The 16856-nt window shown below is 69.4% G+C and carries 16 protein-coding genes; 6 read left to right on the top strand and 10 right to left on the bottom strand.

All coding sequences use genetic code 11. The annotated features are described in order from the left end of the window. Positions 1 to 35: 35 nt before the first annotated feature. Together HWV07_RS07330 and HWV07_RS07325 are read right to left on the bottom strand one after the other, a co-directional pair. Positions 36 to 587 (bottom strand): hypothetical protein, encoded by a 552-nt coding sequence (locus HWV07_RS07330; RefSeq protein ID WP_178333671.1) that lies wholly within the window; start codon positions 585 to 587, stop codon positions 36 to 38. 99 nt (positions 588 to 686) lie between these two features. After that, complete coding sequence (locus HWV07_RS07325; protein WP_178333670.1) at positions 687 to 1415, bottom strand: Nmad3 family putative nucleotide modification protein; 729 nt, start codon at positions 1413 to 1415, stop codon at positions 687 to 689. A gap of 83 nt (positions 1416 to 1498) precedes the next feature. Between HWV07_RS07325 and HWV07_RS07320 the strand changes: the two genes are divergently transcribed. Then, the gene (locus tag HWV07_RS07320) at positions 1499 to 2815 is read left to right on the top strand and encodes an arylsulfotransferase family protein (protein ID WP_178333669.1); all 1317 of its coding nucleotides are present in this window, start codon (positions 1499 to 1501) and stop codon (positions 2813 to 2815) included. Between the two features lie 3 nt (positions 2816 to 2818). Here the strand turns inward: HWV07_RS07320 and HWV07_RS07315 are convergent, their stop codons facing one another. From HWV07_RS07315 to HWV07_RS07300, 4 genes are all read right to left on the bottom strand, one after another. Beyond that, positions 2819 to 3718 (bottom strand): acyltransferase, encoded by a 900-nt coding sequence (locus HWV07_RS07315; RefSeq protein WP_178333668.1) that lies wholly within the window; start codon positions 3716 to 3718, stop codon positions 2819 to 2821. A gap of 81 nt (positions 3719 to 3799) precedes the next feature. Beyond that, positions 3800 to 4525 (bottom strand): hypothetical protein, encoded by a 726-nt coding sequence (locus HWV07_RS07310; RefSeq protein ID WP_178333667.1) that lies wholly within the window; start codon positions 4523 to 4525, stop codon positions 3800 to 3802. 78 nt (positions 4526 to 4603) lie between these two features. Next, positions 4604 to 4936 carry a DUF5811 family protein gene (locus HWV07_RS07305; protein WP_178333666.1) on the bottom strand — a complete coding sequence of 111 codons (333 nt, stop codon included), beginning with the start codon at positions 4934 to 4936 and terminating at the stop codon, positions 4604 to 4606. Between the two features lie 72 nt (positions 4937 to 5008). Further along, positions 5009 to 5488, bottom strand: a complete 480-nt coding sequence (locus tag HWV07_RS07300) for a pyruvoyl-dependent arginine decarboxylase (protein ID WP_178333665.1) — start codon at positions 5486 to 5488, stop codon at positions 5009 to 5011. Positions 5489 to 5719: 231 nt separating this feature from the next. Here HWV07_RS07300 and HWV07_RS07295 point away from each other — a divergent pair, with 231 nt between their 5' ends. Beyond that, the gene (locus tag HWV07_RS07295; protein WP_178333664.1) at positions 5720 to 6958 is read left to right on the top strand and encodes a hypothetical protein; all 1239 of its coding nucleotides are present in this window, start codon (positions 5720 to 5722) and stop codon (positions 6956 to 6958) included. A 102-nt stretch (positions 6959 to 7060) separates the two neighbouring features. On the opposite strand, the gene HWV07_RS07290 is transcribed toward HWV07_RS07295, so the two are convergent. Further along, entirely contained in the window at positions 7061 to 8170 is a 1110-nt protein-coding gene (locus tag HWV07_RS07290) for an aldo/keto reductase (protein WP_178333663.1), read from the bottom strand. A 154-nt stretch (positions 8171 to 8324) separates the two neighbouring features. Continuing rightward, positions 8325 to 9629 (bottom strand): nickel pincer cofactor biosynthesis protein LarC, encoded by a 1305-nt coding sequence (gene larC, locus HWV07_RS07285; protein WP_178333662.1) that lies wholly within the window; start codon positions 9627 to 9629, stop codon positions 8325 to 8327. Between the two features lie 73 nt (positions 9630 to 9702). Between larC and HWV07_RS07280 the strand changes: the two genes are divergently transcribed. From HWV07_RS07280 to HWV07_RS07270, 3 genes are all read left to right on the top strand, one after another. Beyond that, positions 9703 to 10743: a zinc-dependent alcohol dehydrogenase family protein gene (locus HWV07_RS07280; protein WP_178333661.1), complete on the top strand. Its 1041-nt coding sequence runs from the start codon at positions 9703 to 9705 to the stop codon at positions 10741 to 10743. 114 nt (positions 10744 to 10857) lie between these two features. Next, on the top strand, positions 10858 to 13080 hold the full coding sequence (locus HWV07_RS07275) for a CDC48 family AAA ATPase (protein ID WP_178333660.1): 2223 nt from the start codon (positions 10858 to 10860) through the stop codon (positions 13078 to 13080). Between the two features lie 118 nt (positions 13081 to 13198). Continuing rightward, positions 13199 to 13948, top strand: coding sequence for a GNAT family N-acetyltransferase (locus HWV07_RS07270; protein ID WP_178333659.1), 750 nt, complete (start codon positions 13199 to 13201; stop codon positions 13946 to 13948). Between the two features lie 27 nt (positions 13949 to 13975). Here HWV07_RS07270 and phoU read toward each other — a convergent pair whose 3' ends face one another. Then, positions 13976 to 14656 carry a phosphate signaling complex protein PhoU gene (phoU, locus tag HWV07_RS07265; protein WP_178333658.1) on the bottom strand — a complete coding sequence of 227 codons (681 nt, stop codon included), beginning with the start codon at positions 14654 to 14656 and terminating at the stop codon, positions 13976 to 13978. A 76-nt stretch (positions 14657 to 14732) separates the two neighbouring features. Next, positions 14733 to 15587: a phosphate ABC transporter ATP-binding protein PstB gene (pstB, locus tag HWV07_RS07260; protein WP_178333657.1), complete on the bottom strand. Its 855-nt coding sequence runs from the start codon at positions 15585 to 15587 to the stop codon at positions 14733 to 14735. 265 nt (positions 15588 to 15852) lie between these two features. Here pstB and HWV07_RS07255 point away from each other — a divergent pair, with 265 nt between their 5' ends. Continuing rightward, a complete protein-coding gene (locus HWV07_RS07255; RefSeq protein ID WP_178333656.1) occupies positions 15853 to 16848 on the top strand; it encodes a phosphate uptake regulator PhoU in 996 nt (331 codons plus the stop codon). The last annotated feature ends 8 nt before the right edge of the window (positions 16849 to 16856 follow it).

Below are 16856 nucleotides of genomic sequence, written 5' to 3'. Positions count from 1 at the left end.
GGTGCCGGAGCGTCGAAACCGACCAGCGCTGATTCTTACTCGACGACCCTGTCCGCGCGGGCGCGGTCGCGCGTCGCGTCGAGGACGTACTCCGTCACCAGCGCCGTGACCGGCCCCCAGCAGCGGTAGAGCCGGCGCGCCAGCGCCGCGAGGACGGCGAGGCCGACGACGAGGAACCCGAGGTGGTAGACGCCGCCGACGTCGAACGCGCGGAAGGTCGGGGTCGCGGCCGGCGCGAACCCGCGGTAGGCGACGACGACGGCGACGAACCCCACGAGGAGCTTCGCACCGGCGGCGGCGTCGCCGACCGAGCCCGTGGGGCCGTCGAGGGAGCCCTCGACGATCCGCTCGACCGCGGGGGCGACCCGGAGGAGGGCGCCGACGACCAGCGCCGTCGCCGCGGCGAGGCCGAGCGCCTCCAGGGGGACCGCCAGCCCGGCCAGCAGCCGGTCGATACCCGGCAGCACCGCCAGCAGGCCGAGCAGGAACAGCAGCCCCGCCAGCGCGAGGCCGGTCCGGACGATGCGACGGACGGCCGACGCCTCGAAGGTCGGGACGTACCGGAGCGTGCGTGATTCGTCGGGCATAGCAATCCAACTGGTAACCAGGAGTCGGATATAAGCCTCCTGGCCGTCGTGCGTCGTTGTCTCACGCTTTACCGGGTGGTCGCCACCCCGACTCCTCGGCTACTCGAAGGCCCGACCGACGTCCCGGTCGTCGTGGATCACCAGCAGTTCCTCGGTCGCCTCGTGGTCGAACTTCATCGGGCGCCGCCACCACAGGCCCTTCCCGGAGTCGCTGGAGAGGGCCGTGACGAGGCGGTTGGCGTCGGCGCCGGCCGCCCGCGTGGATAGCGGGACGGCGAGGTTGTACAGCTCCGAGTCGCCGTCGTCGCCGCACAGCAGGACCTCGGCGTCGAACGTCTCGCGCTTCGCGTGCGCGTTATCCGCGAAGACGGCCCGCTCGTCCGCCGGGAGGTCGCGGTACGCCTCGGGCGTCAGGGGGTCGCGATCGAGCCGGAAGTGGCCAATGACGTACGTCCCCCACTCGGGGGTGATCCAGGATTCGGGGTCGTCGTCGACGGTCGAGAGCGTCGCGTAGAAGAAGACGTAGTCGCCGGCCGCTAGTTCCAGGAGCGGTCGCGCCTTCACGCCGTAGGGGTCGCCGTAGGTGTAGCGCTCGCTGCCGTGGACGCCCGCGAAGGTCGGGTCGAGGTGGACCGGTTCGTCGGCGACCGCGCTGACGTCCACGCGATCGGAGAGGTCGAGGTCGGCGTAGGTGGGGACGTCGGCGTCCGCGCGCGTCGGCTCTGGTTCCGGGATCGGGACGTACTCGAAGTGGCCGTCCGCGTAGACGGGGCCGCGGAAGCCCGGGACGTTCGTGTTGGCTCCGACGTTGATGGCGACGCTCCGCATGCCCGAGTGTTGGCGCCGACGGTGAAAAGTCGCGCGGCGGGGGACCGTCAGGGATTTGCCGGTCGGCCCGAAGGCGGAACGTGATGAGACGACGACGGGCCGCTGGGTTCGCAGCGGTGCTCGCACTCTCGCTGGTCGCCCTGGGCGCCCTCGCCGTCACCGCCGACGACCCCGTCGAGGTCGAGGAGGACGACCCCTACCCCGGCGAGACGCTCGTGTCGGTCCAGGCGTACGGCTGGTTCGGCAACTACAACGGCGAGGTGTTCGTCGTCGACGAGGCGGGCGACCGGCAGTGGGAGTACCGCCCAGAAGACGCCGCGGTCTTCGACGCGGAGTTGCTGGACAACGGGCACGTGATGGTCTCGTACGGTCAGCGAATCCCCGACGAGGACTGCCCGGAGCGGTGGCGCGACACGCCGCAGGACCACTGCATCCGGAACGTCGTCGAGGAGGTCGACCCGGCGACCAACGACCGCGTGTGGGCCCACTCGTGGTACGACCGCTACATGTCCTACCACGAGGTCCACGACGCCGACCGTCTGGAAAGCGGCGAGACGGCCGTCATCGACATGGGCCAGCACCGCGTCTTCACCGTCGACCGGTCGGGGGAGGTCACCTGGGAGTGGTCGGCGATCGAGCACCTCGACGAGGGCTCGGCGTTCTGGACCGAACACGTCGAGGGGACGTCCCGGGACGACCACAGCTACGAGGGGCCGAACCAGGACTGGACCCACATGAACGACGTCGACCGCCTGGAGAACGGCAACTTCCTGCTGTCGATCCGGAACTTCGACGTCGTGATCGAGGTCGACCCGGAGACCGACGACGTGGTCCGGGTCATGGGCGAACCCGGGAACCACTCCCTGATGCAGGAGCAACACGACCCCAGCTACCTGTCGCTGCACGACACCCTGATCGTCTCCGACAGCGAGAACGACCGCGTCGTCGAGTACGACGCCGAGACGATGGAAGAGCGCTGGCGGTACGAGGGCCCGAGCGACGGCGACCGGCTCCAGTGGCCGCGCGACGCCGACCGGCTGCCGAACGGCAACACGCTCGTGGTCGACTCCCGGAACTTCCGCGTCCTCGAGGTCAACACGACCGGCGACGTCGTCTGGGGTCACGACATGACCGACGATCGGGCGATCGTCTACGACGCCGATCGGCTGGGCCCGAACCGGGACCTCGGCGAGGAGCCGGAGCACGTCCCGCCGGGAGACGACCTCGACGGGACGTACTACGGGGAGGGCGTCGGGGGGACGCTCGCGTACGCGAACTCCTGGATCGGGTTCGTCTTCCCCCACTGGGTCGGGCTCCCGGGGCTGCTGGCGATACTCGCGGCGCTGTCCTCGGGCGTGGGTCTGGCCTACGAGGGCTACCGGTACCGTCGCGCTACCTGACGGTCAGCCGGAGGGCTCGAGGTCGCGTTGGAACTCGTCGAACTGGTCGAGGTCGTCGGGGAGTTCGTAGGGGAGGCGCCGGTCGTCGCGGCCGTCGGGGTGGTCGGCGTCGAGGGGCTCGGCGACGTCCTCGAAGCCGGGCTTGATCCGGACGCTCTTGGCCGGCTGGCCGACGGCGACGTGGTGGGCGGGGACGTCGGACTGGACGACGCCGCGGGCGCCGACGACGGCGTTCTCGCCGACCTTGCAGCCGGCGCGGACCATCGCGTCGTAGGTCAGGCGGACGTCGTCCTCGACGATGGTGTGGAAGTTCTCCACCTCAGTCTGGTCGAGGAGGTCGTGGTCGTGGCTGTAGACGTGGACGCCGTCGGAGATGGAGACGCGGTCGCCGATGGTGAGCTTCCCGCGGTCGTCGAGGTGGACGTCGTCGTGGATGACGACGTTGTCGCCGACGGAGATGTTGTGGCCGTAGGTCACCGAGATGCCCTTGAAGAACCGACAGTCGTCGCCGCACTCGTCGAAGAGGTGCTTGGCGAGCATCTGGCGGAAACGGAGCGCGAACTCGACGTTGTCGGCCATCGGCGTCGCGTCGAACTGCCGCCAGAGCCACTGGAGGTGCTTGGACTCCTTGAACCGCTCTTCGTCCTTCTCGGCGTAGTACTCGCTCTCGAGGGTCGCGTTGCAGGGGTCGTACCCCTGCAGGCGGACGCGCTCGGCGGGCGAGACCGACTCGCCGGACTGCCACCGCTCGTAGGCCTCGCGGTCGCCGTGGAGGTCGACGAGGACGTCCTCGACGACCGCGCAGGTGTCCTCGTCGCTCGACAGCCGCCGGTCGACGTCCGCCAGGAAGGCCTCGAGGCCCTCCTCCGCCCCCGCCGGCAGCGAGACGTGACGCTTTGTCATTACCGTCCGACCACGGGTGCAGCGTTGTTAGGGATTGCTGTTCCGGCGTCGCCGGCCGCGGGACCTGGAAGCGGTCGGTTCCTACCGGCCGCCCCGGTGTCGCTCCAGGGCCTCGTCCATCGACAGTTCCCCCACGGCGACCCGCCGGGCCAGCTCCTCGTCGATGGTCCGGTCGTCGTCGCTGCGCTCCCGCGAGCGGTTCTTGATGAGCTGGATCTCCCCGGCGGTCGGCTCGACGTCGCGCTTCTCGATCTCCTCGCCCTCCAGGCGGGCGATGTTGACGGCGGCGAGGACGTCGCCCATCCCGCGGGCGCCGGTGCCGAGGTACGGCGACGTCCCGGTCTCGTCGACCAGTTCGATGGGGACGTCCTCGATGGCCTCGACGATCTTCGCGCCCTGCAGGCGAGCGCCGTCGCCGATGCGGACCAGCGGGTCCGCGGCGTCCTCGATCTCGCCGGCGACGACGCCGGCGGCCTCGTCGGCGGGCACCTGGAACGCGGCGACGACGGTGTCACCCGAGAGGACCGCGACGCCGGGCCGGTCGCCGGGGTCGATGCCGACGATCGTTCGGCCGCCGTCGCCGCGGAGGATCGCGACGGCCTCGTCGACGACGCGGCGGGGGTTCTCCGGATCGCCGCGGACCGTCTCGAGGTCGGGGTGTTCGTCCTCCGGGCCCACGACGGCGACGCGGGCGTCGTCCGGGAGTTCGTCGCCGGGCTCGACGGTGGTGAACCGGACGCCGCGCTCGCGGAGCTCCTCGACGACGCCGTGGTACAGCTCGAAGTCCTCGGTCGCGACGACGATCACTACCGGGGCAGTTTCGGGCGTGACCGCATAAGCGCGACGCCGCGCGGCGAAGTGCGGGGGTGTTCGAAAAGGGGCCGGTTATCGGGCGGCGCGGCTGACGTCCTGGGCGGCGTGTTTCGCCTCGAGGACGGCGCCGGCCGCGAGGTCGCGGGCCAGCGACTCGACGTCGTCGGCCTCGTCGCCAGCGGGGTCGAAGCCGGCGGAGACGACGGAGCCGGCTGGCGGCTGGACGGCGACGGTGGCGTGGAGGGCGCCGTCGTCGTCGGAGATCTCGCCGCCGACCACGAAGTCGTCGGAGAGGAGGTCGCGCGTCGACGTGGCGACGTCGACGAGGTCGCGGCGCAGGGCACGCCGGTCCTCGGGGGCGAACTCGGTTTCTACCGGGCCATCGTGGGGCGTGTTTCCGTGCATTGAGCTTTCGTGGCATACTCGGTACTGCGCTAAAAACCCGTCGGCTCCCGAAGCTGTTCGAGCGGGCGCGACCTACAGCAGCGGCGTGCTCTCGCCGTACACCGCGAGGACGACCGCCGTCGTGTAGCCGTCCGGGTCGGCGTCCGCCGAAACGACCCGCGTCCCGTGGTCGCCGAAGTCCCACTCGCGGAGCCGGCGTCCGGCCGCGAGGCCGTCCTCGACCTGCCGCCGGACGGCCTCCGGGTCGCCGCCAGACGACTCGTAGAAGATGCCGGGGCCGTCCGGCTCGCGGGACCAGCCGAGGGCGGCAGCGGCGCGGTCGGCGTCGCCCGGAGCGACGGTGGCCCGCCCCTCGACGACCGTGAGCCGCTCGCCGGCGGGGCCGAGGTCGGGGGCCTCGCCGACGACCTCGATCGACGCGTCGGCGGGGACGACCGACGACACCCGCACGAGGTTGTAATTGTGGACGTTGGCCTCGGCGAGTGCGGCGTCGTACGACGCCAGCTCCGTCGGCGCGGTCGCGGCCCCCCAGACGACGCGGATGACGCCCATACACGGGCTCTGCGACCGAGGTATAACCGCGTTACGGAACCCGCCGCGCCATCCCATCAACTCCCAAACAGGTTCCGCGAGAACCCGTCTATACCCGGCGAACGACCCTCTGACGGCGTAGCCGGGTACTCACATGGTAATGAATACTAGCTTAACACCAATTTAACCCAATTTATTCACTATCTAAGGGGCAGAATACTATTGTCCTGTTTGCGGTTTGATTGGAAGCAAATGTACGATTCGAAGCGAACGGTGGCAGTTCTGTTCGTCGCGCTGACCGTCGTCGGCCTCTCGATCGCGCCCATCGCGAGCGTGGCCGCGCCGGACGACGGATCGGATATCGACCAGCAGACGACCGACGTCGGACCGAGCACGCAAGCCAACGAGAGCGGGCCGTTCCCACAGGAGATCTGCACCGACCTCCTGGGGATGGCCCACGAGGAGATGCCGTACGACCAGATCGTCTGGGTTGACGACCTCCCGGAGAGTGCCCAGCCGCCGGGCGTCCCCTGGACCGTCATCACGCCCTCGGCGGTCGCCGGCATCGTCGTCGGAGCGACGCCGAACCAGTGCGACGTCCTGGATCCGAACGATCCGCCGTACGACCCGATACAGGACGACGAGGACAACCTCGCTCCCGACGCGGGCGGCGACGTCCAGCCCGGCGAGAACGGCGAGGTGCTCTTCATCGTCAACGGGACGCTCGACAACACCAGTGAGGGTCCCAGCGGCGTCGCCGAAGCCGACCTCGAACTCACCGAGAACGGGACGATCGACCCCAACGCGAGGCTGAACGACGGCGAGAAGGACTACGGCGTCGATCCGGGCCTCCAGTACTGGAGCGACGGGACGACATACTTCGAGACCGACGTCTTCGTCTTCGGCAGCCGCGTCGGCGTCGAGAACGACTGCTTCGGCCAGGAGTGCAACACCCGCCTGCGCGGACTCCCGACGTTCACCGAGATCCCCGCGCTCCCGTCGCACACCGACCGCGAGCGCCCGAACGAGGGCGGCAGCGACGACGGCAGTTCGGGCGTCGGGAACGGGACCGACGACGGGACCGGCAGCGACGACGGTTCGTCCGGCGGAACCGGTACCACGGGCGGGGACGGCTCGGGGACCGGCTCGGACGGGACAACCGATAGCCCGGACGGCGCCGGCGACGGCGGCGACGGCTCGTCCGACGACGGCGGCTCGGGCTCGAACGACGGTGGCGGCGCCGACGCCGGCGGCTCCGACGGAAACGACGGCGGTGACGGCGGCGACGGACAGAACAGCGGTGGCGACGGCGGCGACGCCGGCGGTGACGAGAACACCGGCGGCGCGGCCGACCAGCAGCAACAGTCGAACAGTAACGCCGGGAACCAGGGCGCCCAGCAGGCGGCGGCCGCAGACGGCTCCGGTCTCGGCGTCGTCGTCGCGCTGATCGTCTTCGTGGTCGGCGCCGCCGCCGTCGCGCCGCGCGACTGACGGCCCCGGCCCCGACTATCGATCGACGGTTCTCCCGATTCTCTCGATACGCGGCCGGAGAAGCAGTCTGCTGCTACGGTCTCGGAGCGGTAGCGACGCCGTTCAGCTACCGGCGCACTCCTTGTCCAGCCCCGCCGACTGGATGTCCTCGCCCTCGACGGACGAGCGCAGCGCGTCCATCCCGTCGTCGCCCTCGATGCCGAAGTCGTCGGCGTACAGCGCCTGCACGCGCTCGTACTCCTCGTCGGTCAGCGCGGGCACGTCGCTGGCGGCGGCCCACTCGTCGATGTCCTCGCGGGTGCGGAACGTCGGTGTCACGGTGGCGACGGCGTCGTGGTACAGCAGCCACTGGAGGCTCGCCTGGGCCATCGACCGCTCCCCGTCGCGCTCTCGCGGCTCCTCGCCGCTCGAGCCTTCCGCGGAGCGTGGCTCCGCGCGCTCCAGGAACCGCAGCGCCTCGATCTTCTCCCAGCCCGTCTCGTACCACTCGTCGGGGCGGTACGCGCGGTGGTCGCCCTCGCCGAGCTCCGTCTCCGGCGTCACCTGCTCGTTCAGCAGGCCGGAGGAGTGCGGCACCCGCGGGATGAGGCTCGTCTCCGAGCCGGTCTCTTCGAGCGTCTCGAGGAAGTGGTCGCCGACCTCCTGCTCGAGGACGTTCCAGACGAGCTGGACCGCGTCGAACTCCTCGACGATGGCCTTGTCGCCCTCGGCGAGCCAGCCGATGGAGGGGCCGAGCGCCCAGCCGACGGCGTCGACGCGGCCCTCCTCGCGCAGCTCGTCGAGGAACTCCAGGACGTCCGCGTCAACCTCGTCGACGTTGGCGTTGTGCAGCTGGAGGACGTCGACAGTCTCCATGTCGAGGCGGTCGAGGGACTTCTCGAAGGCCGCCTCGAGGTAGTCGCGGTTCATCTCCTTCGGCAGTTCGCCGTGGCCCGCCTGCGGGTTGTCGTAGAAGTCGTAGCCGATCTTCGTCGCGACCGTCACCTCGTCGCGGTAGTCGGCGAGGGCCTCGCCGACGAGCTCCTCGGAGTCGCCGTGGCCGTAGACGTCGCCGGTGTCGAAGTAGGTGATCCCCTGCTCGACCGCGTACTGCAGCATCTCCCTGGCCTGCTCGGCGGTCCGGTCGCCCCACCAGTCCGTGCCGACGACCCAGGCGCCGAAGCCGATCTCCGAGACCTCGACGTCCGAGGCGCCCAGCGTTCGGTAGTGCATACGCCCCCGTTGGGCGCTCGCCCACTTAACCCCCACTTTTCGGGCCCGGTGCTCCCGACCGCACGCTCTCGTCGGACGTCGCGAACGCTGGATACGACTCGCGATGCACCCACCCTCGGCAGAACCGTGGGGAAGTCCCGGTGTCGGGTGCCGCTCACTCGCTCCGGTAGACTGCCTCGGCCCGCCGGAGGACCTCACGGATCGGCACGTCGGTCAGGCTGGCGACCTGGGCGGCGTCGTCGTACTCGGCGCTCACGTCGTAGACCTCGCCGGCGTCGTCGGCCGCGACCTTCACCGTCACCTCGAAGGACTCGCCGTCGACGTCGAGTTCGACCGTCTCGAACGACCGGTCGGCGATCCAGCGGTGGCCGGCCGCGGTCTCCCGGATGCCCAGCGTCCCCGTCTCCTCGGCCAGTCGCCGCGCGACCGCCTGGACGTCGCCGGGCTTCACCACGACCTTCACGAGGTGGCCGGGCCGGGCCTTCTTCATCGTCGTCGGGACCACGGTGACGTCGCGGGCGCCGGCGTCCTTCAGTCGGTCCTGGAGACCGCCCAGGACCTCCGGGCTGGCGTCGTCGAGGTTCGTCTCCAGGACCCGGATGCCGTCGCGCCGCAGGCCGCCTCGAGCGTCGCCAACGGTCGCCCGGAGGACGTTCGGGTGCTCCTCGAAGGACTTGCGGCCGGCGCCGTACCCCGACGCCTCGACGCGCATCGCCGGGAGGGAATCGACCCCCTCGGCGAAGTGGGCGAGCACCGCCGCGCCGGTCGGCGTCAGGAGTTCGGTCTCGACCGGGCCGCCGACGAGGTCCCACGACGCTCCCTCGGCGACGTACGTGACCGCGGGCGTCGGAACGGGGTAGACGCCGTGGCTCATCGACACCTCGCCGCCGCCCGTCGCGACGGGGGTGGTCACCACGCGCTCGACGTCGAGGTCGTCGACCAGCAGTGCGGCGCCGACGATGTCGGCGATGGCGTCGTCGGCGCCGACCTCGTGGAAGTGCGTCTCCTCGAGGTCGGTGCCGTGGACGCGCGACTCCGCTTCGCCCAGGATGTGGAAGACGGCCTTCGCGTCGGCCTCGACGGCCTCGGGGAGGGCCATCGACTCGACGAGTTCGCGGCACTCCGCGTAGGTCCGGTGCGGTCCGTGACCCTCGGCGTGTTCGTGGTCGTGCTGGTGGGCGTCGTGTTCGTCGTGATCGTGTTCGTCGTCGACGTGGTGATGGTCGTGTGCGCGCTCGTCCTGGTCGCCGTGGTCGTGGCCCCCCTCGTCGCCGCCGACGAGGACGTCGACCGACGTCGCCCGGATGCCGTTCTTCGTCGTCTCGCCGACCCGGTACTCGACGTCGAGGGCGTCCTCGACGGGTCCGAGGGCGTCGGGATCGGCGCCGGCCGCGAGGAGCGCCCCGAGGAGCATGTCTCCGCTGGCGCCCGTCCGGCCGTCGAAGGCGAGCGTCTGCATACAGCCGGGTCCGGGTCGCGCCGCGAAAAAGGGTTGGGTGTACGCTTAACCGGCGGCGGGCCCACCGGACGGTATGCAGGCTGCCATCTACCGGGGCCCGGGCGAGATCGAGGTCGACGACGTACCGAAGCCGGAGATCGAGGCGCCGACCGACGCTATCGTCCGCGTGACCCACACCGCGATCTGCGGGTCCGACCTGTGGTTCTACCGGGGGCTGAGCGACCGCGAGGAGGGCTCTCGGGTCGGACACGAGCCGATGGGGATCGTCGAGGCGGTCGGCGACGACGTGCGGTCGGTCGAGCCGGGCGACCGCGTCCTCGCCCCGTTCGTGATCAGCTGCGGGACCTGCGAGTTCTGCCGGAAGGGGCTGCACACCTCCTGTGTGAACGGCGACTCCTGGAACGGCGCCAACGGGGGCGCCCAGGGCGAGTACGTCCGGTCGCCGCACGCCGACGGGACGCTCGTCCGGGTGCCGGACCGCCACGCCGACGACGAGGAGACGCTCCGCTCGCTGCTGCCGCTGACCGACGTGATGGGGACCGGCCACCACGCGGCGGTCAGCGCCGGCGTCGGCGAGGGCGACACCTGCGTCGTCGTCGGCGACGGCGCCGTCGGGCTCTGCGGCGTCCTCGCGGCTCGGCGGCTCGGCGCCGAGCGCATCGTCGCGATGGGCCACCACGAGGACCGGCTGGCGCTGGCCGAGGCGTTCGGCGCCACCGAGACCGTGAGCGAGCGCGGGGAGGCCGCCGTCGAGCGCGCCAGGGAGCTGACCTACGGCGGCGCCAACCACGTCGTGGAGTGCGTCGGCGCGGCGTCGTCGATGGACACCGCCATCGAGGTCTGCCGGCCCGGCGGCACCATCGGCTACGTCGGCGTCCCGCACGGCGTCGACGAGGAGGGGCTGGACCTCTACGGGATGTTCGGCGACAACATCGCGCTGCGCGGCGGGGTCGCGCCGGTCCGGGCGTACGCCGAGGAGCTGATGGCCGACGTCCTGCAGGGGACCCTCGACCCCTCGCCGATCTTCACGGAGACCGTCGACCTCGACGGGGTCCCGGAGGGCTACCGCGCGATGGACGAGCGCGAGGCCATCAAGGTGCTCGTGAAGCCGTAGCACGGCCGCCCGTCGGCGCGCCCGTCGCGCCGCGAGACCCATTTTTGCGGTAACGATATCCAACCAGGTGCGGCAAAAAGCATATCTCCCGGCGTCCCGGAGTTCGGGTATCACATGAACGAGGTCCAACTGGAGGTGGCGAAGGCCTACCCCAACGACTCGGGACGGGGCATCGCTCGCCTCGACCCGGACACGCTGCTGCACCTGAAGCTGTCGCCGGGCGACATCATCGAGATCGAGGGCGCGGACACGACGGCGGCGAAGGTGTGGCGGGCGGACCGGCAGGACTGGAACACCGACACGGTCCGCATCGACGGGTTCACCCGGCAGAACGCCGACGTCGGCATCGGCGAGCGCGTGACCATCCGGAAGGCAGAGGCGACGAAGGCCGACAAGCTCGTGCTGGCGCCGCCCGAGGAGGCCTCCGTGCAGTTCGGCTCCGACGCCGCCGGCATGGTCAAGCGGCAGATCCTCAAGCGGCCGGTCGTCGAGCGCGACATCGTCCCCGTGATGAGCTCGACGAACCACCCCTTCATGCGGTCGCCGGGCCAGGCGATCCCGCTGATCGCCGTCGAGACCGACCCCGAGGGCGTCTGTCTCATCACCGAGGACACCGAGGTCGAACTCCGCGAGGAGCCCATCTCGGGCTTCGAGAAGACCGGCGGCGGCATCACCTACGAGGACATCGGCGGCCTGCAGAACGAGATCCAGCGCGTCCGCGAGATGGTCGAGCTGCCGATGAAGCACCCCCAGATCTTCAAGAAGCTCGGCATCGAGCCGCCCCAGGGGGTGCTGCTCCACGGCCCGCCCGGCACCGGGAAGACGCTGCTGGCGAAGGCCGTCGCCAACGAGACGTCGGCGAGCTTCTTCTCCATCGCCGGCCCCGAGATCATCTCGAAGTACTACGGCGAGTCCGAACAGCAACTCCGGGAGATATTCGAGGACGCCAGCGAGGAGTCGCCGTCGATCATCTTCATCGACGAGTTGGACTCCATCGCGCCGAAGCGCGAGGACGTCACCGGCGAGGTCGAACGCCGCGTCGTCGCCCAGCTGCTGACGATGATGGACGGCCTCGAGTCCCGCGGCCAGGTCATCGTCATCGCCGCGACGAACCGCGTCGACAGCGTCGACCCGGCGCTCCGCCGCCCGGGCCGCTTCGACCGCGAGATCGAGATCGGCGTCCCCGACGAGACCGGCCGCAAGGAGATCCTGCAGATCCACACCCGCGGGATGCCGCTGGCCGACGACGTCTCCCTGGACGGGATGGCCGACGAGACCCACGGCTTCGTCGGCGCCGACATCGAGAGCCTCACCAAGGAGGCCGCGATGAAGGCGCTGCGACGGTACCTCCCCGAGATCGACCTCGACGAGGAGGACATCCCGCCGAGCCTCATCGACCGGATGATCATCAAGCGCGACGACTTCCGCGGCGCGCTCAACGAGGTCGACCCCTCGGCGATGCGGGAGGTCCTCGTAGAGCTGCCGAAGGTGTCGTGGGACGACGTCGGCGGCCTCGACGACGCGAAGGGCCAGGTCCAGGAGTCCGTCGAGTGGCCGCTCAACAAACCCGAGAAGTTCGACCGGATGGGTATCGAGCCGCCGGCGGGCGTGCTGTTGTACGGCCCGCCCGGCACCGGGAAGACCCTGATGGCGAAGGCCGTCGCCAACGAGACGAACGCCAACTTCATCTCGGTGCGCGGCCCGCAGCTGCTCTCGAAGTGGGTCGGCGAGTCGGAGAAGGCCATCCGCCAGACCTTCCGGAAGGCCCGACAGGTCTCGCCGACGGTCATCTTCTTCGACGAGCTCGACTCGCTGGCGCCGGGCCGCGGCGGCGAGACCGGCTCGAACGTCTCCGAGCGCGTCGTCAACCAGCTCCTCACGGAGCTCGACGGCCTCGAGGAGATGGACAACGTCATGGTCATCGCCGCGACGAACCGCCCGGACATGATCGACCCGGCGCTCATCCGTAGCGGCCGGTTCGACCGGCTGGTCATGATCGGCGAACCGGACGTCGGCGGTCGCCAGCAGATCCTCCAGATCCACACCGACGACACGCCGCTGGCGCCGGACGTCAGCCTCAAGGAGCTCGCCGAAATCACCGACGGCTACGTCGGCTCCGACCTCGAGTCCATCGCCCGCGAGGCCGCCATCGAGGCGCTCCGCGAGGACGACGACGCCGACGAGGTGGAGATGCGGCACTTCCGGCAGGCCCTCGAGTCGGTGCGGCCGACCATCACCGACGACATCCGCGAGTACTACGACCAGGTGGAAGACCAGTTCCGCGGCGGCAGCCCCGACGGCCGACGCCAGAGCGGCGGCCGGATCGGGTTCCAGTAACGCCACCCCCTCCACGTTCTCCGCGAGCTTTCGAGGATCCCCGACTGGTCATCGCAGCGCCCTTGATTGCCACTCGGTAACAATGCACAATATCTTGGCCCGAGAGGTACCCAGTGCTATGCAGGCCCAGGAGGGACTGGAGTTCGAAACCGAGGGGGATCGGCGACTGTACGAGTACGTGGAGCGCAACGGCCGCGTCGATCGCGAGGAACTCGAATCCGAGTTCTCGATGGATGCCGAGCGCCTCGACCAGGAGATCGGGGCGCTCCTGGAGGGCGACTACCTCGAAGAGCGGGACGGCGCCCTCCAGATCAAGATCGACTACGGCGAGGAGACGACCTACGAGACCGACGGCCTGGAGGTGACCATCCGGCCGGCCGAGCAGTCGGACCTCAAGGGGATCGTCCGGGTCATGCGCGAGGTCGCCGAGGAGGACGCGTACCTGACCGCCGAGACGGTCGTGGACCTCCTCGACCAGGAGGAGGTGGTCTTCCGGTACAACGACCGCGAGTCGCGGATGTTCTTCGTCACCATGGTCGACGACGAGGTCGTCGGCTGGGTCCACCTCCACTCGCCCAACTTCGCGAAGCTGAGCCACACCGCCGAGTTGACGATGGGCGTCCTGGAGGAGTATCGCGGTCACGGTATCGGCAGCCGACTGATGGAGCACGGCCTCGAGTGGGCCGAGGAGAACGGCTACGAGAAGGTCTACCAGAGTCTGCCGGCGACGAACCAGGACGGCGTCCGGTTCCTCGAGCGACATCGCTGGGTGACCGAAGCCATCCGCCAGGCCCACTTCAAGATCGACGACGACTACGTCGCCGAACAGCAGATGGCGATCATGCTCCAGGATCCGGTGATGGGGTGAGGACCGTCACGGAACTCGGGCGTGTAGTCAGTAGATGAGTTCGTCGCTGTTCTCGGTCATGTAGAGCGTACGGGCGGCGATGTTGACGGCGTGGTCGCCGACGCGCTCGAGGTCGCGGATGGTGAGGAGGAGTCGGGAGACTTCGGTCATGAGGCTCTCGATCTCCTGGTCGGAGGAGTCGGCGTCGATCTCGGTCTCGATGAGTTCGCGGACGACGGTGCTGGAGGCGCGCTCGCACATGGCGTCGACCTCGTCGTCGCGGTCGTCGATGGCGAAGCAGGCGGCGCTGTCCTCGTCGGCGTAGGCCTCCATCGCGTCGTCGACCATCTCGACGACGGCGTCGCCGATGCCCTGGACGTCGACGTCGGGGTAGAGGTCGCGTTCGGCCTGCAGCGTGTAGTCGCCGAGGTTGGTCGCGAGGTCGGCGACCCGCTCGAGGTCGGTGATGATCTTGAACGACGCGGCGATAAAGCGGAGGTCGCCGGCGACGGGCTGCTGGAGGGCGAACAGGTCGATGCAGTCCTGCTCCAGTTCCAGGTACAGTTCGTTGATCTCGTGGTCGCCCTCGATGACCTCCTGGGCGAGCGACTCGTCCTTCGTCTCCAGGGCGCGCAACCCCATGCGGATCCGCTCGAGGACGACCTCGCTCATGTAGAGGACGTCCTCGCGGAGTTCCTGAAGTTGCTCCTGGAACCCTTTTCGTGCCATGGTCGATGTACGTCGGATTCTCGTATGATTCTTCTGGGGGATGTCTGACGCACGGTGCACGATAACGGCGGACGGATCAGCCGAACTTGCCGGTGATGTAGTCCTCGACGCGGTCGCTGTCGGGGTTCTCGAAGACGGTCTCGGTGTCGTCGAACTCGACGAGTTCGCCGCCGGTGAGGAAGACGGCGGTCTTGTCGGAGATGCGGGCCGCCTGCTGCATGTTGTGGGTGACGATGACGACGGTGTACTCCTCGGCGAGGTCGTCGATCAGGTCCTCGATCTTGGAGGTGGCGACGGGGTCCAGCGCGGAGGCGGGCTCGTCCATCAGGATGACCTCGGGGTCGGCGGCGATGGCGCGGGCGATGCAGAGCCGCTGTTGCTGACCGCCCGAGAGGTCGAGGCCGGACTCGTCGAGCTGGTCTTTCACCTCGTCCCACAGCGCGGCGTTCTTCAGCGCGGTCTCGACGCGCTCGTCCATGTCCCCGTCGTAGCCCTGGACCTTGAGGCCGTAGGCGACGTTGTCGTAGATGGACTTCGGGAAGGGGTTGGGTTTCTGGAAGACCATCCCGATCTTCCGGCGGAGGGCGACGGGGTCGACGTCCTCGTCGTAGACGTTCTTCCCGCGAAAGAGTAGTTCGCCCTCGACGCGAGCGGCGTCGATGAGGTCGTTCATCCGGTTGATACACCGGAGGAACGTCGACTTCCCGCAGCCGGAGGGACCGATGAGCGCGGTCACCTGCTGTTCGGGGATCTCCATCGTGATGTCCTTCAGCGCCTGCGTCTGGTTGTACCAGACGCTGACGTCGCGGGCCTCGACGATGGTGCGCCCCGTCCCGCGGCTGTCGGTGTCCTCCAGCCCCGCGGTCGGGGAGTCGGCGAACGATTCGGTGTCGGCGTCGGTGACCGGGTCGGTGGTGTTCTCGGAGCTCATTGTTGGTGGGCCGCCGGCGGCTTCGGGGGTCGGGTCAGTGTCTGCTCGACGTCGCGCAGCCCTCGCGTCATTACGATATCACTCCGTCGGGAGTCCTAAATACCCCACTATGATAGATATATAGAGATATGTTTGGGAAGCATTAGCGCAATTCGGCGAGAGGGCGTTTTCGCGGGTAGCGGTGGACGAGAACGTCTCGGTCGGGTGCCCGAGCCGACTATATACTTCGGTAGTAATTTATATCGGGGTCTCCGTATGGTGGGGTATGGAGACGCGAAAGGTCCAGGTGACGGGCGGCTCTACGTATACCGTTTCCCTGCCGAAGGAGTGGGCGACCGGCAACGACGTCAGCGGGGGCAGCGTCGTCGAGTTCTATCCCGAGGAGGACTCGCTGCTGTTGACGCCACAGCAGGACGAGGAGAAGGTCGAGGGGACGCTGGACATCACCGGCCTGGAGGGCGACGAACTGATGCGCGCGGTCGTGACGATGTACGTCAGCGGCTTCGACATCATCACGCTGGAGACCGCCCGGGTCAGCGCGGCCCAGCGACGCACCATCCGCGAGGCGACCCAGGGGCTCGTCGGCCTGGAGGTCATCGGCGAGACCTCCGAGCGGGTCCGACTGCAGGACCTCCTTGACTCTTCGGAGCTGTCGATGCACAACGCCATCACGCGGATGCGGCTCGTCTCGACGACGATGCTCGCCGACGCGGTGACGGCACTGCTGGAGGACGACGACGACCTCGCGACCGACGTCGTCCAGCGCGACGACGACGTCGACCGGCTGTGGTCGATGGTCTCGCGGGTGTTCCGCTCGGTCCTCCGGGACCCCTCCGTCGCGGCGACGGTCGGGCTCGACAGAGAGACCTGCTTCGACATCCACTCCAGCGCCCGCCAGCTCGAGCGCATCGGCGACCACGCCGCCAAGATCGCGACCCACGCCGAGACGCTCGGCGCGCCGCCCGAGGAGGCCGCCGCAGCCATCGAAGACCTCCACGAGGAGGCCACCGAGATCGTCGAGATGGCGATGGACGCGCTGCTCGAGGAGGACTCCGACCGCGCGACGCGGCTGGCCCACGACGCCCGCCAGCGCATCGCCGAGATCGACGAGCTCGCCCGGCAGGTCGACGAGCGCATCCGCGAGCTCGACCCCCAGCAGGCGCAACTCCTCGGGCTGGTCGTCGACTCGCTGTCGCGCAGCGCCGACTACGGCGGCAACATCGCCGAGACGGCGCTGCAGAACGCCGCGCCGAAACCCTGACCCGGGGC

Source organism: Natronomonas salina (assembly GCF_013391105.1).
In the GTDB taxonomy this organism is placed as follows: domain Archaea; phylum Halobacteriota; class Halobacteria; order Halobacteriales; family Haloarculaceae; genus Natronomonas; species Natronomonas salina.
The sequence above is the reverse complement of the archived record's forward strand: the minus strand, read 5'-3'. Positions and strand labels throughout refer to the sequence as shown.

Coding starts and splice junctions, on each gene's coding strand:
- HWV07_RS07330 (WP_178333671.1), bottom strand. CDS start 587: ATGCCCGACGAATCACGCACGCTCCGGTACGTCCCGACCTTCGAGGCG.
- HWV07_RS07325 (WP_178333670.1), bottom strand. CDS start 1,415: ATGCGGAGCGTCGCCATCAACGTCGGAGCCAACACGAACGTCCCGGGC.
- HWV07_RS07320 (WP_178333669.1), top strand. CDS start 1,499: ATGAGACGACGACGGGCCGCTGGGTTCGCAGCGGTGCTCGCACTCTCG.
- HWV07_RS07315 (WP_178333668.1), bottom strand. CDS start 3,718: ATGACAAAGCGTCACGTCTCGCTGCCGGCGGGGGCGGAGGAGGGCCTC.
- HWV07_RS07305 (WP_178333666.1), bottom strand. CDS start 4,936: ATGCACGGAAACACGCCCCACGATGGCCCGGTAGAAACCGAGTTCGCC.
- HWV07_RS07300 (WP_178333665.1), bottom strand. CDS start 5,488: ATGGGCGTCATCCGCGTCGTCTGGGGGGCCGCGACCGCGCCGACGGAG.
- HWV07_RS07295 (WP_178333664.1), top strand. CDS start 5,720: ATGTACGATTCGAAGCGAACGGTGGCAGTTCTGTTCGTCGCGCTGACC.
- HWV07_RS07290 (WP_178333663.1), bottom strand. CDS start 8,170: ATGCACTACCGAACGCTGGGCGCCTCGGACGTCGAGGTCTCGGAGATC.
- larC (WP_178333662.1), bottom strand. CDS start 9,629: ATGCAGACGCTCGCCTTCGACGGCCGGACGGGCGCCAGCGGAGACATG.
- HWV07_RS07280 (WP_178333661.1), top strand. CDS start 9,703: ATGCAGGCTGCCATCTACCGGGGCCCGGGCGAGATCGAGGTCGACGAC.
- HWV07_RS07275 (WP_178333660.1), top strand. CDS start 10,858: ATGAACGAGGTCCAACTGGAGGTGGCGAAGGCCTACCCCAACGACTCG.
- HWV07_RS07270 (WP_178333659.1), top strand. CDS start 13,199: ATGCAGGCCCAGGAGGGACTGGAGTTCGAAACCGAGGGGGATCGGCGA.
- phoU (WP_178333658.1), bottom strand. CDS start 14,656: ATGGCACGAAAAGGGTTCCAGGAGCAACTTCAGGAACTCCGCGAGGAC.
- pstB (WP_178333657.1), bottom strand. CDS start 15,587: ATGAGCTCCGAGAACACCACCGACCCGGTCACCGACGCCGACACCGAA.
- HWV07_RS07255 (WP_178333656.1), top strand. CDS start 15,853: ATGGAGACGCGAAAGGTCCAGGTGACGGGCGGCTCTACGTATACCGTT.